Raw genomic sequence first — 16,152 nt, 5'->3', positions numbered from 1 at the left:
AAGTGCCATGCTGCGACGCCAGGCTCTGACTTTAGCTAGTACGCTGCTGGGAGCAGTGACACTGGGCGGCTGGACGCTGTTCAAACGCAAGGATCAGAGCCCGCTGCTGCTGTCGGCGCGCGACGATACCGACGGCAAGCATTACGCCGTCGGCTATCGGCTGGACGGCACGCGAGTGTTCGCCACTGAAGTCGGCCAGCGTTGCCACGACATCATCAATCATCCGACGCAGCCGATTGCGCTGTTCGTCGCTCGGCGTCCGGGTACCGAGAGTTACCTGATCGACCTGCGTGACGGTAAGTTGTTGCATACGGTGACCTCGCAGCCGAACCGGCACTTCTACGGGCATGCCGTGGTGCACAAAGACGGCGAGTACCTGTACGCCACCGAAAACGACACGACCGATCCTGGCCGTGGTTTGCTTGGCGTGTACAAGTTCGAAGGCGAGCGGTTGGTGCACAGCGGCGAGATTTCCACCCACGGCCTCGGCCCGCATCAAGTGTCGTGGATGCCTGACGGCGAGACGCTGGTGGTGGCCAACGGCGGGATTCGTACCGAAGCGGAAAGCCGCGTCGACATGAACCTCAGCGCCATGGAGCCGAGCCTGGTATTGATGCAACGCGACGGTACGTTGCTGAGCAAGGAAACCCTCGCCCAGCAGATGAACAGCGTGCGCCATTTGGGTATCGCCAGCGACGGCACCATCGTTGCCGGTCAGCAATTCATGGGCGCGTCGCATGAGCGCTCGGAGCTGCTGGCGATAAAGCGTCCGGGGCAGCCATTTGTGGCGTTCCCGGTGCCTGAGCATCAGTTGCAGTCGATGGGGCATTACACCGCCAGCGTTGCGGTGCACAGCGAGTTGCGTCTGGTCGCACTGACGGCACCGCGTGGCAATCGTTTCTTTATCTGGGATCTGGACAGCGGCGAAGTGCGCCTCGATGCACCATTGCCGGATTGCGCGGGCGTCGGTGCGGTGCAGGACGGATTCGTTGTGACGTCTGGTCAGGGCCGTTGCCGCTACTACGATTGCCGTCAGGATGAACTGCTGGCCAAGCCGCTGGAACTGCCGGCGGGGCTCTGGGACAACCATTTGCACCTGATGGCCTGAACCCACCGCAAAAGATCGCAGCCTTCGGCAGCTCCTACCTTGGAATGCATTCCCCTGTAGGAGCTGCCGAAGGCTGCGATCTTTTGCTGTGTCGGCAGTTGGATTCCCTGCCGCTCTCGGAGTAATGTTCGGGCCTGTCTCACCTGATTTATCCAAGGAAATGGAAATATGCTGCGTCGCCGCATGCTGATCATGTTGGGTGTTGTCTTGTTGATCGTCCTGGTCTTGGGCGGCTACAAAGCCTTTTCGATCTACACAATGATCCAGGGCTTCTCCAAACCGAAACCGCCGATCAGCGTTGCCGTGGCCACCGCCGCCGAGCGCCCGTGGCAGATGCGCTTGCCCACCGTCGGCACGCTCAAGGCGCTGCAAGGCGTCGAGCTGAGCCTGGAAGTCGCCGGCACCGTCACCGAACTCAAATTCGAATCCGGGCAGAAGGTCAAAGCCGGGCAGCCGTTGCTGCAACTCGACAGCGCCGTCGAAACCGCGCTGCTGGAAACCGCCAAGGCTGATCTGGGCCTCGCGCAACTGGACTTCGGCCGTGGCGCACAACTGGTCGACAGCCGCGCCATCTCCAAAGGCGAGTACGACCGCCTCTCCGCCGTGCTGCAAAAGAACAAAGCCACGGTCAATCAGCTCAACGCCTCGCTGGCAAAAAAACGCATCCTCGCGCCGTTCAGCGGCACCATCGGCATCCGTCAGGTCGACATCGGCGACTACCTCGCCAGCGGCACCAAGATCGCCACGTTGCAGGATTTGAGCAGCCTCTACGCCGACTTCTACCTGCCCGAACAATCAGTGCCGAAACTGGCGATCGGGCAACCGGTGCAAATCTCGGTCTCGGCTTATCCGGGGCAAAACTTCGCCGGCAAGATCAGCGCGATCAACCCGATTGTTGAAAGCACCACGCGCAACATTCTGATCCGCGCCACCCTGGCCAACCCGGACGGCAAATTATTGCCGGGCATGTTCACCAGCCTTGAAGTGTTGCTGCCCGATCCGCAAAAACACATCGTCGTGCCGGAAAGCGCGATCACCTACACCCTCTACGGCAACTCGATCTACGTGGTTGGGCAGAAGAAAGCCGAGGACGGCACCGTCGAAAAGGATGACAAGGGCCAACCAGTACTGATCGCCGAGCGGCGTTTCATCGAAACCGGTGAGCGCCGCGATGGCCTGGTGATGATCAACAAGGGCGTGCAGAGCGGCGAAGAAGTAGTGACGGCTGGCCAGATCAAACTGGACAACGGTGCACGCATCGCCATCAGCGACGACAAGACCCTCGGCGAGCAGAACAGTCCGCCTCGCGCCGACTGATCAAGGAATCCCCATGGCTTTTACCGATCCGTTCATCCGCCGCCCGGTGCTCGCCACCGTGGTCAGCCTGTTGATTGTGTTGCTTGGCTTCCAGGCCTGGAGCAAGTTGCCGCTGCGCCAATACCCGCAAATGGAAAACGCCCTGATCACGGTGACCACCGCCTACCCCGGAGCCAACGCCGAAACCATTCAGGGCTACATCACCCAGCCGATGCAACAGAGCCTGGCCAGCGCCGAGGGCATCGATTACATGACCTCGGTCAGTCGGCAGAACTTCTCGGTGATCTCGATCTACGCGCGTATCGGCTCGAACACCGACCGCTTGTTCACCGAGTTGCTGGCCAAGGCCAACGAGGTGAAAAACAAGCTGCCGCAAGACGCCGAAGACCCGGTGCTGAGCAAGGAATCTGCCGACGCTTCGGCGCTGATGTACATCAGCTTTTTCAGCAAGGATTTGAGCAACCCGCAGATCACCGACTACCTGTCGCGGGTGATCCAGCCGAAACTGGCGACGCTGCCGGGCATGGCCGAAGCGGAGATTCTCGGCAATCAGGTGTTCGCCATGCGCTTGTGGCTCGACCCGGTGAAGCTCGCCGGGTTCGGCCTCAGCGCCGCCGACGTGACCAACGCCGTGCGCCAGTACAACTTTCTCTCCGCCGCCGGCGAAGTGAAAGGCGAGTACGTGGTCACCAGCATCAACGCCAACACCGAACTGAAATCCGCCGAAGCGTTCGCCGCCATTCCGCTCAAGGTCAGTGGCGACAGCCGCGTGCTGCTCAGCGATGTCGCGCGGGTGGAAATGGGCGCGGAAAACTACGACTCGATCAGCTCGTTCGGCGGCACGCCGTCGGTGTATATCGGCATCAAAGCCACGCCGGGGGCCAACCCGCTGGACGTGATCAAGGAAGTGCGCAAGCTGATGCCCGAGCTGGAAGCGCAGTTGCCGCCGAACCTCAAGAGCGAGATCGCCTACGACGCCACGCTGTTTATTCAGGCCTCCATCGACGAAGTGGTGAAAACCCTGTTCGAAGCGGTGTTGATCGTCATTGTGGTGGTGTTCCTGTTCCTCGGCGCACTGCGTTCGGTGGTGATCCCGGTGGTGACCATTCCGCTGTCGATGATCGGCGTGATGTTTTTCATGCAGATGATGGGTTACTCGATCAACCTGTTGACGCTGTTGGCGATGGTGTTGGCCATCGGTCTGGTGGTCGACGATGCGATTGTCGTGGTGGAGAACATTCACCGGCACATCGAGGAAGGCAAAACGCCGTTTGACGCGGCCCTCGAAGGCGCCCGGGAAATCGCCATGCCGGTGGTGTCGATGACCATCACCCTGGCGGCGGTGTATGCGCCGATCGGTTTTCTCACCGGCCTGACCGGGGCGCTGTTCAAGGAGTTCGCCCTGACGCTGGCCGGGGCGGTGGTGATTTCCGGGGTCGTTGCCCTGACCCTGTCGCCGATGATGTGCGCCTATCTGCTGCGCCACGAACAAAACCCCAGCGGCCTCGCCCATCGTCTCGACCGCATCTTCGACGGCCTCAAGCGCCGCTACCAGCGCACGCTGCACGGCACGCTGAACACGCGGCCGGTGGTGCTGGTGTTTGCGGTGATCGTACTGTGCCTGATTCCGGTGTTCCTCAAGTTCACCAAATCGGAACTGGCGCCGGACGAAGACCAGGGCATCATTTTCATGATGGCCAACGCGCCGCAACCGACCAACCTCGATTACCTGAGCACTTACACCGACGAATTCATCAAGATCTTCAAGGAGTTCCCGGAGTACTACTCTTCGTTCCAGATCAACGGCTACAACGGCGTGCAGGCGGGCATCGGCGGTTTCCTGCTGAAACCGTGGAACGAGCGCAGCCGCACGCAGATGGAAATTCTTCCCGAGGTGCAGGGCAAACTCGAAGGCATTCCAGGCCTGCAGATTTTCGGCTTCAACCTGCCCTCCCTGCCTGGCACCGGCGAAGGTTTGCCGTTTGAATTCGTGATCAACACCGCCAACGATTACGAACTGCTGTTACAGGTGGCCGACCGGATCAAGAAACGCGCGATGGAGTCGGGCAAGTTCGCCTTCGTCGACCTTGATCTGGCGTTCGATAAACCGGAAGTGGTGGTCGACATCGACCGCGCCAAAGCCGCGCAGATGGGCGTGTCGATGCTCGATTTGGGCAGCACGCTGGCGACGCTGCTGGGCGAGGCGGAAATCAATCGCTTCACCATTGAGGGGCGCAGCTACAAGGTCATCGCTCAGGTCGAGCGGCCGTATCGCGACAACCCGGACTGGCTGAACAACTATTACGTGAAGAACACCCAAGGCGAGCTGTTGCCGCTGTCGACGCTGATCAAAGTCACCGATCGTGCGCGACCGCGACAACTCAACCAGTTCCAGCAACTCAACGCGGCGAAGATTTCCGGTTTCCCGCTGGTCAGCATGGGCGAAGCCATCGACACGGTGCTGCAGATCGCCCGCGAAGAAGCGCCGGCCGGGTTTGCCTTTGACTATGGCGGCGCTTCGCGGCAGTTCGTGCAGGAAGGCAGCGCGTTGTGGGTGACGTTTGCCTTGGCACTGGCGATCATTTTTCTGGTGCTCGCGGCGCAGTTCGAGAGCTTCCGTGATCCGCTGGTGATTCTGGTGACGGTGCCGTTGTCGATCTGCGGGGCGCTGATTCCGCTGTTTCTTGGCTGGTCGAGCATGAACATCTACACCCAGGTCGGGCTGGTGACGTTGATCGGTTTGATCAGTAAACACGGGATCTTGATCGTCGAATTCGCCAACCAGTTACGCAAGGACAAAGGCCTGACCGCGCGCGAGGCGGTGGAGGAAGCGGCGGCGATTCGATTGCGCCCGGTGCTGATGACCACGGCGGCGATGGTGTTTGGCATGGTGCCACTGATTCTGGCGACCGGTGCGGGCGCGGTCAGCCGGTTTGATATCGGCATGGTGATCGCGACGGGGATGTCGATCGGCACGCTGTTTACCCTGTTTGTATTGCCGTGCATCTACACCCTGCTGGCAAAACCTGACAAAGCTTAAGATCAAAAGATCGCAGCCTTCGGCAGCTCCTACATTGCAATGCATCTTCTGTAGGAGCTGCCGAAGGCTGCGATCTTTTGATTCTCAAAAAAAGGCCTCGCATCTGCGAGGCCTTTATTTTGGCTTCAATCGGTTCAACTTTGCGGCCTCATTCCCTGTGCCATCCCGAACATGAACAGCAATAAATCATGATCGGGTTTGGTCGCCACGGAGGCTTTCGCCACCCGTGGTATTGCGCAGTGCTCGCCCTCTACGGACGCACCGATGACCTGCATGCGTGGCTGCTCCCAGGCAGCCACCGCTAATGAAGCAACTGCCAAGGCGCCAACCAGAAACAAACCTCGTGCAATTTCGAGTTTCATCGCTATAAACCTTTGATAGCGCTGCCAAACGCCGTCTCGTAAAAGTAGACGAGTTTCTTCCAGTCAGCATCGCTGAACGACGAATGGCGGCGCATTTGTTTCATGTCATGGGAGGCGGCGCGATAGGCGGTCAGACGCTGACGGCACTTCTCCAGATCGATCAAGGCCACTTCAACCTTGGCCGAATCCCCTTCGCCGGTTACCCGTACAAAAACGTGTTTAATGTAGATGCAGCTGTGCTGCCAACGGCCCTTGTGCATGCGCGCCATGTTTTCGGCGAGGTCTTTGAGCACGCGCTCATACACCGCTTCGCCGTACTGCGCACGACCACCGGCGGCTTCCCACTTTTCCAGCTCGTCAAAGCCGTCCAGGGATTTGGTCACCAGCAGTGCACGCCACTTGTATTGCGGATCCGGCTGGGCACCGCAGAACACGATCTCCGGCACACGCACACCGAGCTTGCTGACGCCGGTCAGGGCATCCAGCTCACGCAATACGGTCGGACGGCCAAACGGGTGCAGCCAGCTACGATAAATGTGTCCGGTCTGGCGCTTGGCATACAGCAGTTGACCATCTCGCCCCACGACTCGCTGAACACCACTTTGGCCACCACGGCGGACATTGGGTTCTTCTACCCATTCGCCTTGCTGGTTCCAGTAGTAGTCGAAACGATCCTGCGGAGCGACGTCCGTCTCTGCTGCAAATTGCACTGCCATCCTGCTACCTCTTGCGTAATACGTAGACCCGCCACATCGCATATAGCGGGATAAAATCCAATTGTTCCTGAATACGGAAACCGGCGGCTTCGAATTCTTTCTCGACCGTAGCGGCCGGTAACACAAAACGGTTCTGGTAACCTTCCTGCCCACGTTTTGCCTCGGAGCGCTTGCGCTTCCAGGACTTGAAATTGCCATCCACCCACAGCGAAATAATCACGCTGTCACGGGTCACACGCTCGAATTCACGCAGGATCGCCATCCGGTGCTCGGCTTCACCGATGTGATGCAGCAGGCGCATGCAGAAAATGCTGTCGACGGCGTTGTCCGGTAAAGCGATGTCGAACGCGGAGGTGTGCAAGGGTTGTACCCTTTTCACCACATCAGCCGGTTGCGCCTGCATCGCGGTCTTGATCATTGATTCGGAGTTGTCCGCACCGATGATTACCCGATTCGACTTTTCCGCCAGCATCGGCCAGAAACGGCCTGCACCACAGGGCAAATCCAGCACCAGCCCCGGCTCGCCGGCCAGAGTCAGCGCCTTGCGGGCCAACTGAACATCGCGCCAATGGGATAAGCGGCGCCCCAGATTGGCTTGATGCTTGTGCAGATATTTCTGCGCATGGTTGTCGTCGTACTTTTCGGAAAAATCGAGCTTGATCGGGCCGGCCATCACCAGGACTCCTGAATTACTGATGCCCCCACCTTAGGGATGGGGGTGTCAGTGTCAGGTCATCCAATTGTGAAAATTTCGTTGGGTAAACCGCCAAACTATTTCAGAGTTATACAGGATTTAGACAGGTAAGCGGGAGTAGCGCGGGGCCACTACTGGCGTCAAAGTTTGCCAAGATCCACTTCGAAGCGGCAGCCATTGGGCTCCATCGTGCTCAAACTGACGCTCCAGCCCTCGTTCTCGCAGATGCGCTGCACCAGCGACAATCCGAGCCCCAGACCTTCGCCGCGTTTCTCTGCCCCGCGCACGAAAGGCTGAAACATCGCCTCGCGCTTTTCCTCCGGAATGCCCACGCCGGAATCTTCGACGATAAAGCCGTTGCCCGTCAGCGTCAGGCGAATAAAACCTTTTTCGGTGTAGTGGCAGGCGTTGCGCAGCAAGTTGCCCATCACCGCTCCCAACAAGGTCGCATTGAAACGGGTCTGCGTTGGTTGGCCGGCGGCAAAATCCAGCCTCAAGCCCTTGGATTCAATCGGCTCACGCCACACACACAGTAACCCTTCAGCGACTTGCGAGAGGCTTTGCTGAGGTGCTGCACCCGCGTCTTCACGCTGGGCTCGGGCGAGCATCAGGAAGGTTTGCACCAGTTCGCGCATTTCTTCGCTGGCGCGGGCGATGCGCTCGACCTGCGAACGTCCCCGTGCGTCGATGGCCGGGTTTTCCAGCAGCAGCTCACAGGAACTGGCCAGAACCATCAACGGCGTGCGCAGCTCATGGCTGACGTCGCTGGTAAACAGCCGCTCACGGGTCAGGGCCTGACGCAGGCGCCCCAGCGTGGCGTCAAATGCCACCGCCAGTTCCCCGACTTCGTCAGCGGCATAATCCGGCGCCAACGGTGGCGCCAGCCCAAGTAATTGGTCGCGATGGCGAACCTGGCGCGCCAGGCGCACCACCGGTGCCATTACCTTGCGCGCGAGCACCCAGCCGAGGAACACCGCCAGCGCCAGACTGAGCACAAAGCCCACCAGCACCACGGCGAACAGCACGCGCTCGCGCTCTTCGAAATCACTTTGATCCTGCAGCAACACGTAACGCCGACCGTCGACGATCTCGACCATCGCGTGATACGACAGCTGCTCGCGGAACACTTCGTGGAAACCGGAATCAAGGTGACGCAGATCTTTCGGCAACTCGAAATCGCCCGGCCCGCCGCTGAAGTAGAACAACTGATCCGGCTCGGGGCGATGGCTCCAGTCCGAAACGTTGTCCATCAACAGCAAGCGCTGCAAGTCGCCGCCCAGGCCCGCCGAAATCAGTTTCTCCTCGACCAGATGCACCGTGGCGACAATGCCCATGGCAAACGCGCCGGCCACCAGCGCACTCATCAATGCAAAAGCGATAATGATCCGTTGCGAAAGGCTCTGTCTAAACTCCATTACGCATCGGCCAGGCGGTAACCCACGCCGTGCACGGTATGCAGCAGTGGTTTGGCGAACGGTTTGTCGATCACTTGACGCAACTGGTGCACATGACTGCGCAGGCTGTCGCTGTCCGGGCAGTCGTCGCCCCACAGCGCTTCTTCAAGCACCTCGCGACGCAGTACGTGCGGGCTCTTCTGCATCAATACCGCGAGCAACTTGAGGCCCACCGGGTTGAGCTTGAGCAGTTTGCCTTCGCGGGTCACTTCCAGCGTGTCGAGGTCGTAATTCAGCTCGCCAACCTGCAACGCTCGGCGTCCGCCACCTTGCGCACGACGCATGACTGCTTCGACCCGCGCAGCCAGTTCGGACAAGGCGAACGGCTTGATCAGGTAATCGTCGGCACCGGATTTGAAACCCTGCAAACGGTCATCGAGTTGATCGCGGGCGGTGAGCATGATCACCGGAGTGTCACGGCGGGCATCTTCACGCAGGCGCTTGCACAGGGTGTAGCCGTCGATGCCCGGCAACATGATGTCGAGAATGATCAGGTCGTAATGCTCGGTTGCGGCCAGATGCAGGCCCGACAGTCCGTCCTGCGCGCAATCGACGGTATAGCCCTTGAGGCCCAGATAATCGGCCAGATTGGCGAGGATATCGCGGTTGTCTTCGACCACCAGAATTCGCATGGGCACCTCTTCCGTACACAGTAATGGCCGTCTTGGCCCGCGCAGCTTACGGCCAAGTGTGGCTGACGGCTAGGCGTGTGTTGGGTTGTTTTGCGAGAAAAACGTTCATTGTGGCCGCCAACGTTTTTTTCACTTTCGATTAACAAATCAGCGACGCCAGCGCGCGCAGACTCCCCGCGGTTGCGCTCCTCAGAACACACTTACCGACCAAGGAATTACCCATGGTGTCGACCTCTGCCCGCCCCGCTCCCCGGCCGCTGAATTTCTGGTGGTGCCTGGGAATACCCGCTGTTGCGGCGATCATTCTGGTACTGCTCGAACTGACCGATCTGGACATGTACCTGGCTCAACTGTTTTACGACCCGGTAGCGGGTGATTTCATCGGGCGACACAGTTACTTTCTCGAAGACATCCTGCATGACCGCGCCAAGGAGGTGGTGATTGCGTTTTCGGTGTTTGCGATCTTTGGTTTCATTGGCGCGTTCTTTATAGAGCGGCTGAAACCGTTCAAGCGCGAACTGGGCTGTCTGGTGCTGTCGTTGGGTCTGGCGACTTCGTTTGTCACGCCGGTCAAAGCCATGACGGCAGTGCAATGCCCGTGGAGCCTTGAGCAGTTTGGCGGCCATGAGACTTACAGCAAGCTCATGGAACATCGCCCGCAAACCGACAAGCCGGGGCGTTGCTGGCCGGGTGGGCATGCGGCTACCGGGTTTACCTTGTTTGCGCTGTTTTTCGTGCTGCGTGATCGTCGTCCGCGTTTGGCCAGGCAGGCGTTTATCTTTGCCTTTGCGTTGGGTTCGGTGTTCTCGATCAGCCGGATGATGCAGGGCGCGCACTTTTTCTCGCACAACGTGTGGACGGCGATTTTCTGCTGGCTGATTTGTCTGGGGTCGTATTACTGGGTGCTGTATCGCCCGGCGGTGAGGGCTGAGGCAGTCGTCAAAACACAACCAATCAGCGCCTGAATGGAGATCAAAAGATCGCAGCCTTCAGCAGCTCCTACAGATGTTCGCGATCCCCTGTAGGAGCTGCCGAAGGCTGCGATCTTTTGCCTGTGATCTTTTGAAGGACAATAAAAAACCCCGCTGACTCGCGTCAGCGGGGTTTTTCGTTACGGGGGTAAGGCTGGCTTACATCATGCCGCCCATGCCACCCATGCCGCCCATGTCTGGCATGCCGCCGCCAGCTGCGCCGTCTTTCTTCGGCGCGTCAGCTACTGCAGCTTCGGTGGTCAGGATCAGACCGCCGATCGACGATGCAGCTTGCAGAGCGGAACGAGTCACCTTGGTCGGATCCAGGATGCCCATTTCGATCATGTCGCCGTATTCGCCAGTCGCAGCGTTGTAACCGAAGTTACCGGTGCCGTTCTTGACTTCGTTGACTACAACGCTTGGCTCGTCGCCGCTGTTGGCAGCGATCTGACGCAGCGGTGCTTCAACAGCGCGACGCAGAACTGCGATACCGACGTCCTGATCAGCGTTGTCGCCTTTCAGGTCGTTCAGGGTTTGCAGAGCGCGGATCAGCGCAACGCCACCGCCAGGTACCACGCCTTCTTCAACGGCTGCACGGGTTGCATGCAGGGCGTCTTCAACGCGGGCTTTCTTCTCTTTCATTTCTACTTCGGAACCAGCGCCAACCTTGATCACTGCAACGCCGCCGGACAGCTTGGCCAGACGCTCTTGCAGTTTTTCACGGTCGTAGTCCGAGGAAGTTTCAGCAGCCTGGGCACGGATCTGAGTGATGCGCGCCTGGATGTCTGCTTCAACGCCAGCACCGTCAACGATGATGGTGTTTTCCTTGGAGATGCTGACCTTTTTAGCGCTACCCAGGTTTTCCAGGGTTGCTGCTTCCAGGCTCAGGCCGATTTCTTCGGAGATAACGGTACCGCCGGTCAGAACAGCGATGTCCTGCAGCATGGCCTTGCGACGGTCGCCGAAGCCTGGAGCCTTGACGGCTGCGACTTTAACGATGCCACGCATGTTGTTCACAACCAGAGTCGCCAGGGCTTCGCCTTCAACGTCTTCGGAAACGATCAGCAGTGGACGGCCGGCTTTGGCAACGGCTTCCAGTACTGGCAGCATTTCACGGATGTTCGAGATCTTTTTGTCGACCAGCAGGATCAGCGGGCTGTCCAGCTCGGCAACCATGGTTTCTGGCTTGTTGACGAAGTACGGGGACAGGTAGCCACGGTCGAACTGCATGCCCTCAACAACCGACAGTTCGTTTTCCAGGCCAGTGCCTTCTTCAACGGTGATCACGCCTTCTTTGCCGACTTTTTCCATGGCTTCGGCAATGATGTCGCCGATGGAGCTGTCGGAGTTGGCGGAGATGGTGCCGACCTGAGCGATTGCCTTGGTGTCAGCGCAAGGCTTGGACAGGTTCTTCAGCTCTTTGACGATAGCGATGGTCGCTTTGTCGATACCGCGCTTCAGGTCCATCGGGTTCATGCCGGCAGCGACGGCTTTCAGGCCTTCGTTGACGATCGACTGAGCCAGAACGGTAGCGGTAGTAGTACCGTCACCAGCGTCATCGTTGGCACGGGAGGCAACGTCTTTGACCAGCTGCGCGCCCATGTTTTCGAAACGGTCTTCGAGTTCGATTTCTTTGGCGACGGAAACGCCGTCCTTGGTGATGGTCGGAGCGCCGAAGCTCTTCTCGATGATCACGTTACGGCCTTTCGGGCCCAGGGTCGCTTTTACTGCGTCAGCCAGGACGTTGACGCCCTTGAGCATTTTTTTACGGGCGGAATCGCCAAACAGAACTTCTTTAGCAGCCATGATCGATATTCCTTAAATACTTTGTAGTAGCGGGAAAATGAACGGGGGTATCAGCCTTCGATAACAGCGAGGATTTCGTTCTCGCTCATTACCAGCAGGTCTTCGCCGTCGACTTTCACTGTGTTGCTGCCGGAGTAAGGACCGAACACAACCTTGTCGCCTTCTTTAACGGACAGTGCGCGCACTTCGCCGTTTTCCAGAGCTTTGCCCGGGCCTACAGCGAGAATCACACCGTGGTTGGCTTTTTCAGCAGCCGAACCTGGCAGGACGATACCGCCAGCGGTTTTCTTTTCTTCTTCGCTGCGACGGATTACGACGCGGTCATGCAGAGGACGAAGCTTCATTGTCGATCTCTCCTAATTGTGGTTTTCATCGGCCGGTGTAGTCCCGGCGGGTTTAACAAATCCGGCCTTCGCCGGTTGCGCCTCGTCGAGCGAGACGCGGAAGACTGACTGGCGCAAATGCCAGAAACCTTTCGGTGACCGATACATAAGGGCGCATAAGCTTATTACAAGGGCGAGGCGAAAAAAATTTCGCGGATTCTGCGGACAAAATCAGCCCCAAACGAACACGGCACCCGAAGGTGCCGTGTCGATACAGACGTTACTTGGGATCGCGGTGTTCGAACTCGCCTTCGATCACATCACCCTCGCGGCCCAGAGGCTGACGCGGTGCGGGACCGCCACGCGGTTGCAGGTCGTCAGCAAAGGCGCGCTGACGCATGGCCTGTTCTTCGGCGCGCTGGCGCATTTTGTTCGCCAGCAGACGACGGGTGAACGGCAGCAGCATGACCAGACCGACGACGTCGCTGATAAAGCCCGGCAGAATCAACAGACCACCGGCCAGTGCCAGCATCAGGCCTTCGAGCATGGTTTGCGCAGGCAGTTCGCCGCGGTTCAGGCTTTCACGGGCACGCAGTGCCGTGGCCAGACCGGCGACGCGCAGTACGAACACACCGAACATCGAGCCGACAATGATCAGCAGCAGGGCCGGGAAAAACCCGATAGCCCCTGCCACTTTGACGAATACGAACAGCTCCAGCACCGGAAACAGCAGAAAGAGCAACAGAAAAGGGCGCATCAAAGTTTCCTCAACGCAAGAAATGCCTTGCAGTAAGCCTTAGATGACGTCGGCCTTTCGTGAATTCAAGCGTCGGCCACTTCATTTTTTGGCCAGACCTCGGCGTGAGCCAGAGAAACCAAGGCTTCGCGCACTTGTGTCGGCGTATTACAGGGTGCTGGGAACGGCAGCCAGTACAGCGCCTGACCGATGCGCAGGTGCATGCCTTCGGTGTCGATGCCCGCCAATTGCGCCGGCACGGTTTTCGGCAGACCGGCGAGGTCGACGTAGTGCGCGATGGCTTTGGCGTGGTCGCTGTTCATGTGCTCGACCATGCTGATCTCGCCCTTGCCGGCGAACGGGTTGGCCAGCGTCACTTGATCGATCCAGTGAATCGCGCCGAAACCGCCGATGTAACGATGGCGCACCGGGGTCAGCACCCAGAAATCGAAATCGTGAGCCTTGTGGTAGTTCTGCGAATCCGGGAAGTAGCGGTAGTAACGCTCGGCGGCGGCTTCAATCGCAGCGCCGTCTTCGAGCTTTTGCGCTTCGGCGAGATAGGTCAGGCGACCAACGGCTTGCACGTCGTCGGCTTCACGCTCACCCACCAACAACGAACATTTCGGATCTTTCTGCAGGTTGTGGGTGTGCTGGGCGATGCGGCTGATGAGGATCAGCGGGCGGCCCTGCTCGTCGAGGCAGTACGGCACCACGGAGCCAAAGGGAAAACCGGGCATCGATTTGGAGTGCGTCGACAGCACTCCACGGTATTCCTTGAGAAGCAATTCTCGGGCATTCTTGGCCACTTCAACGCTCAATTTATGACTCCTTAAATAGAATCCGTCGAAAAAACGGACAGGCGCCCGGAAGAAAGTTTCGGTCACGCCATCGGGCAATTCTCATGTGCAAACCAGCCACGGCCGGTGCAGATCGGGAGTCGCTGACAATAAAAACTACTCAGACCTGCTATCGGGGCATGCGAATGCAACTCAACGACAAAGTAATCATTATCACTGGCGGTTGCCAGGGTTTGGGCCGCTCCATGGCCGAGTATTTTGCTGGCAAGGGCGCGAAGCTTGCGCTCGTCGACCTCAATCAGGAAAAACTCGACGACGCGGTCGCGGCGTGTAAAGCCAAGGGCGTCGAGGCGCGCAGCTATCTGTGCAACGTCGCCAATGAAGAACAGGTCGAGCACATGGTCGCTCAGGTGGCCGCCGACTTCGGTGCAATTCACGGCCTGATCAACAACGCCGGGATCCTCCGTGATGGCCTGCTGTTGAAGGTCAAGGACGGCGAGATGACCAAGATGAGCCTGGCACAGTGGCAGGCCGTGATCGACGTCAATCTGACCGGCGTGTTCCTTTGCACCCGTGAAGTGGCGGCGAAAATGGTCGAGCTGAAGAACAGCGGCGCGATCATCAACATCTCGTCGATCTCGCGGGCGGGCAACGTTGGCCAGACCAACTATTCCGCAGCCAAGGCTGGCGTGGCAGCGGCGACGGTGACGTGGGCTAAGGAACTGGCGCGTTACGGGATTCGTGTGGCGGGGATTGCGCCGGGCTTCATCGAAACCGAGATGACCCTGGGCATGAAGCCGGAAGCGCTGGAGAAGATGACTTCGGGGATTCCGCTCAAACGCATGGGCAAACCGGAAGAGATCGCGCATTCGGCGGCGTATATCTTCGAGAACGACTACTACACCGGGCGGATTCTGGAGATGGACGGCGGCCTGCGTATCTGACCCACACCGCAAAACCTGTAGGAGCCGAGCTTGCTCGCGAAGGGGCCGTGTCATACAACATTAATGTTGCCTGACACGGCCCCTTCGCGAGCAAGCTCAGCTCCTACAAGTACAGGATGTTTCGGATGTATCAATCGTCGCTGATGGTGATGTTCGGCATCGCCGGCGATGCCGCTTCCTGCAACACAATCCGCGCGCCAACGTGGCGGGCCAGTTCCTGGTAGACCATGGCAATCTGGCTGTCCGGCTCGGCGATCACCGTTGGCTTGCCGCCATCGGCCTGTTCGCGGATCAGCATCGACAACGGCAGCGAAGCCAGTAGCTCAACGCCGTACTGCGTCGCCAGTTTCTCACCGCCGCCCTCACCGAACAGATGCTCGGCATGCCCGCAGTTCGAGCAGATGTGCACGGCCATGTTTTCCACCACGCCCAGCACCGGAATGTTGACCTTGCGGAACATTTCCACGCCTTTGCGCGCGTCAAGCAGGGCCAGATCCTGCGGCGTGGTGACGATCACGGCACCGGCCACCGGAACCTTCTGCGCCAGGGTCAGCTGGATATCGCCGGTGCCTGGCGGCATGTCGATGACCAGATAATCCAGATCGCCCCACGCGGTTTGCGTGACCAGTTGCAGCAACGCGCCGGAAACCATCGGGCCGCGCCAGACCATCGGCGTGTTGTCGTCGGTGAGGAACGCCATCGACATGACTTCGACACCGTGGGCCTTGAGCGGCACGAACCACTTCTGATCCTTGACCTCCGGGCGGGTACGCTCGGGGATGCCGAACATGATGCCTTGGCTCGGGCCATAGATATCGGCGTCGAGAATACCAACCTTGGCGCCTTCACGGGCCAGCGCCAGCGCGAGGTTGGCGGCGGTGGTCGACTTGCCCACACCGCCCTTGCCGGAGGCCACGGCGACCACGTTCTTGACGTTGGCCAGGCCCGGGATCTGCGCCTGCGCCTTGTGCGCGGCGATCACCGTGTTGACTTCAACCCTGGCAATCACCACGCCGTCGAGGTTTTCGATGGCCAGTTGCAGCAATTGCGCCCAGCCGCTCTTGAACAGACCGGCGGCGTAACCGATTTCCAGCTGCACATTGACGCGATCACCGACGATCTCGATGTTCTTCACGCAACCGGCGCTGACCGGATCCTGGTTCAGGTAAGGGTCGGTGTATTGGCTGAGGACGGCTTCCACCGCTGCGCGAGTGACGGCGCTCATGGGCAACTCCGATAACAAGACTGGGAA

The 16,152-nt window shown here is 59.2% G+C and carries 15 protein-coding genes; 5 read left to right on the top strand and 10 right to left on the bottom strand.

The window, feature by feature from the left end:
• Positions 1–7: 7 nt before the first annotated feature.
• The 3 genes from ACP3TY_RS03140 to ACP3TY_RS03130 all read left to right on the top strand — a co-directional run bounded on the left by ACP3TY_RS03140 (position 8) and on the right by ACP3TY_RS03130 (position 5,465).
• Positions 8–1,108: a DUF1513 domain-containing protein gene (locus ACP3TY_RS03140; protein ID WP_426619231.1), complete on the top strand. Its 1,101-nt coding sequence runs from the start codon at positions 8–10 to the stop codon at positions 1,106–1,108.
• A 168-nt stretch (positions 1,109–1,276) separates the two neighbouring features.
• Positions 1,277–2,425, top strand: coding sequence for an efflux RND transporter periplasmic adaptor subunit (locus ACP3TY_RS03135; protein ID WP_212543935.1), 1,149 nt, complete (start codon positions 1,277–1,279; stop codon positions 2,423–2,425).
• Positions 2,426–2,438: 13 nt separating this feature from the next.
• A complete protein-coding gene (locus tag ACP3TY_RS03130) occupies positions 2,439–5,465 on the top strand; it encodes a multidrug efflux RND transporter permease subunit (protein WP_426619230.1) in 3,027 nt (1,008 codons plus the stop codon).
• Positions 5,466–5,599: 134 nt separating this feature from the next.
• On the opposite strand, the gene ACP3TY_RS03125 is transcribed toward ACP3TY_RS03130, so the two are convergent.
• The 5 genes from ACP3TY_RS03125 to ACP3TY_RS03105 form a co-directional block, all read right to left on the bottom strand.
• Positions 5,600–5,827, bottom strand: a complete 228-nt coding sequence (locus tag ACP3TY_RS03125; protein WP_053123372.1) for a hypothetical protein — start codon at positions 5,825–5,827, stop codon at positions 5,600–5,602.
• 2 nt (positions 5,828–5,829) lie between these two features.
• Positions 5,830–6,543 carry a lipopolysaccharide kinase InaA family protein gene (locus tag ACP3TY_RS03120; RefSeq protein WP_212546268.1) on the bottom strand — a complete coding sequence of 238 codons (714 nt, stop codon included), beginning with the start codon at positions 6,541–6,543 and terminating at the stop codon, positions 5,830–5,832.
• Positions 6,544–6,547: 4 nt separating this feature from the next.
• Positions 6,548–7,216, bottom strand: a complete 669-nt coding sequence (locus ACP3TY_RS03115; protein WP_053123376.1) for a class I SAM-dependent methyltransferase — start codon at positions 7,214–7,216, stop codon at positions 6,548–6,550.
• Positions 7,217–7,377: 161 nt separating this feature from the next.
• A complete protein-coding gene (locus ACP3TY_RS03110; RefSeq protein ID WP_053123377.1) occupies positions 7,378–8,652 on the bottom strand; it encodes a sensor histidine kinase in 1,275 nt (424 codons plus the stop codon).
• Complete coding sequence (locus ACP3TY_RS03105) at positions 8,652–9,323, bottom strand: response regulator transcription factor (protein WP_053123379.1); 672 nt, start codon at positions 9,321–9,323, stop codon at positions 8,652–8,654. The genes ACP3TY_RS03110 and ACP3TY_RS03105 overlap by 1 nt, the downstream gene beginning before the upstream one ends.
• A gap of 221 nt (positions 9,324–9,544) precedes the next feature.
• Here ACP3TY_RS03105 and ACP3TY_RS03100 point away from each other — a divergent pair, with 221 nt between their 5' ends.
• Positions 9,545–10,288, top strand: coding sequence for a phosphatase PAP2 family protein (locus ACP3TY_RS03100; RefSeq protein ID WP_282355485.1), 744 nt, complete (start codon positions 9,545–9,547; stop codon positions 10,286–10,288).
• 165 nt (positions 10,289–10,453) lie between these two features.
• On the opposite strand, the gene groL is transcribed toward ACP3TY_RS03100, so the two are convergent.
• From groL to ACP3TY_RS03080, 4 genes are all read right to left on the bottom strand, one after another.
• A complete protein-coding gene (groL, locus tag ACP3TY_RS03095) occupies positions 10,454–12,100 on the bottom strand; it encodes a chaperonin GroEL (protein WP_426619229.1) in 1,647 nt (548 codons plus the stop codon).
• A gap of 50 nt (positions 12,101–12,150) precedes the next feature.
• Entirely contained in the window at positions 12,151–12,444 is a 294-nt protein-coding gene (locus tag ACP3TY_RS03090; RefSeq protein ID WP_007916610.1) for a co-chaperone GroES, read from the bottom strand.
• A 259-nt stretch (positions 12,445–12,703) separates the two neighbouring features.
• On the bottom strand, positions 12,704–13,180 hold the full coding sequence (locus tag ACP3TY_RS03085) for an FxsA family protein (protein WP_212546271.1): 477 nt from the start codon (positions 13,178–13,180) through the stop codon (positions 12,704–12,706).
• A 65-nt stretch (positions 13,181–13,245) separates the two neighbouring features.
• Positions 13,246–13,977 carry a HugZ family protein gene (locus ACP3TY_RS03080; protein ID WP_053123387.1) on the bottom strand — a complete coding sequence of 244 codons (732 nt, stop codon included), beginning with the start codon at positions 13,975–13,977 and terminating at the stop codon, positions 13,246–13,248.
• A gap of 164 nt (positions 13,978–14,141) precedes the next feature.
• Between ACP3TY_RS03080 and ACP3TY_RS03075 the strand changes: the two genes are divergently transcribed.
• Positions 14,142–14,900: an SDR family oxidoreductase gene (locus ACP3TY_RS03075; RefSeq protein ID WP_053123391.1), complete on the top strand. Its 759-nt coding sequence runs from the start codon at positions 14,142–14,144 to the stop codon at positions 14,898–14,900.
• A gap of 130 nt (positions 14,901–15,030) precedes the next feature.
• Here ACP3TY_RS03075 and apbC read toward each other — a convergent pair whose 3' ends face one another.
• Complete coding sequence (apbC, locus tag ACP3TY_RS03070; protein WP_212546272.1) at positions 15,031–16,125, bottom strand: iron-sulfur cluster carrier protein ApbC; 1,095 nt, start codon at positions 16,123–16,125, stop codon at positions 15,031–15,033.
• Between the last annotated feature and the right edge of the window lie 27 nt (positions 16,126–16,152).

This window comes from Pseudomonas rustica (assembly GCF_049959085.1).
Taxonomy (GTDB): Bacteria; Pseudomonadota; Gammaproteobacteria; order Pseudomonadales; family Pseudomonadaceae; genus Aquipseudomonas; species Aquipseudomonas rustica.
This window is presented reverse-complemented; position numbering and strand designations above follow the sequence as displayed.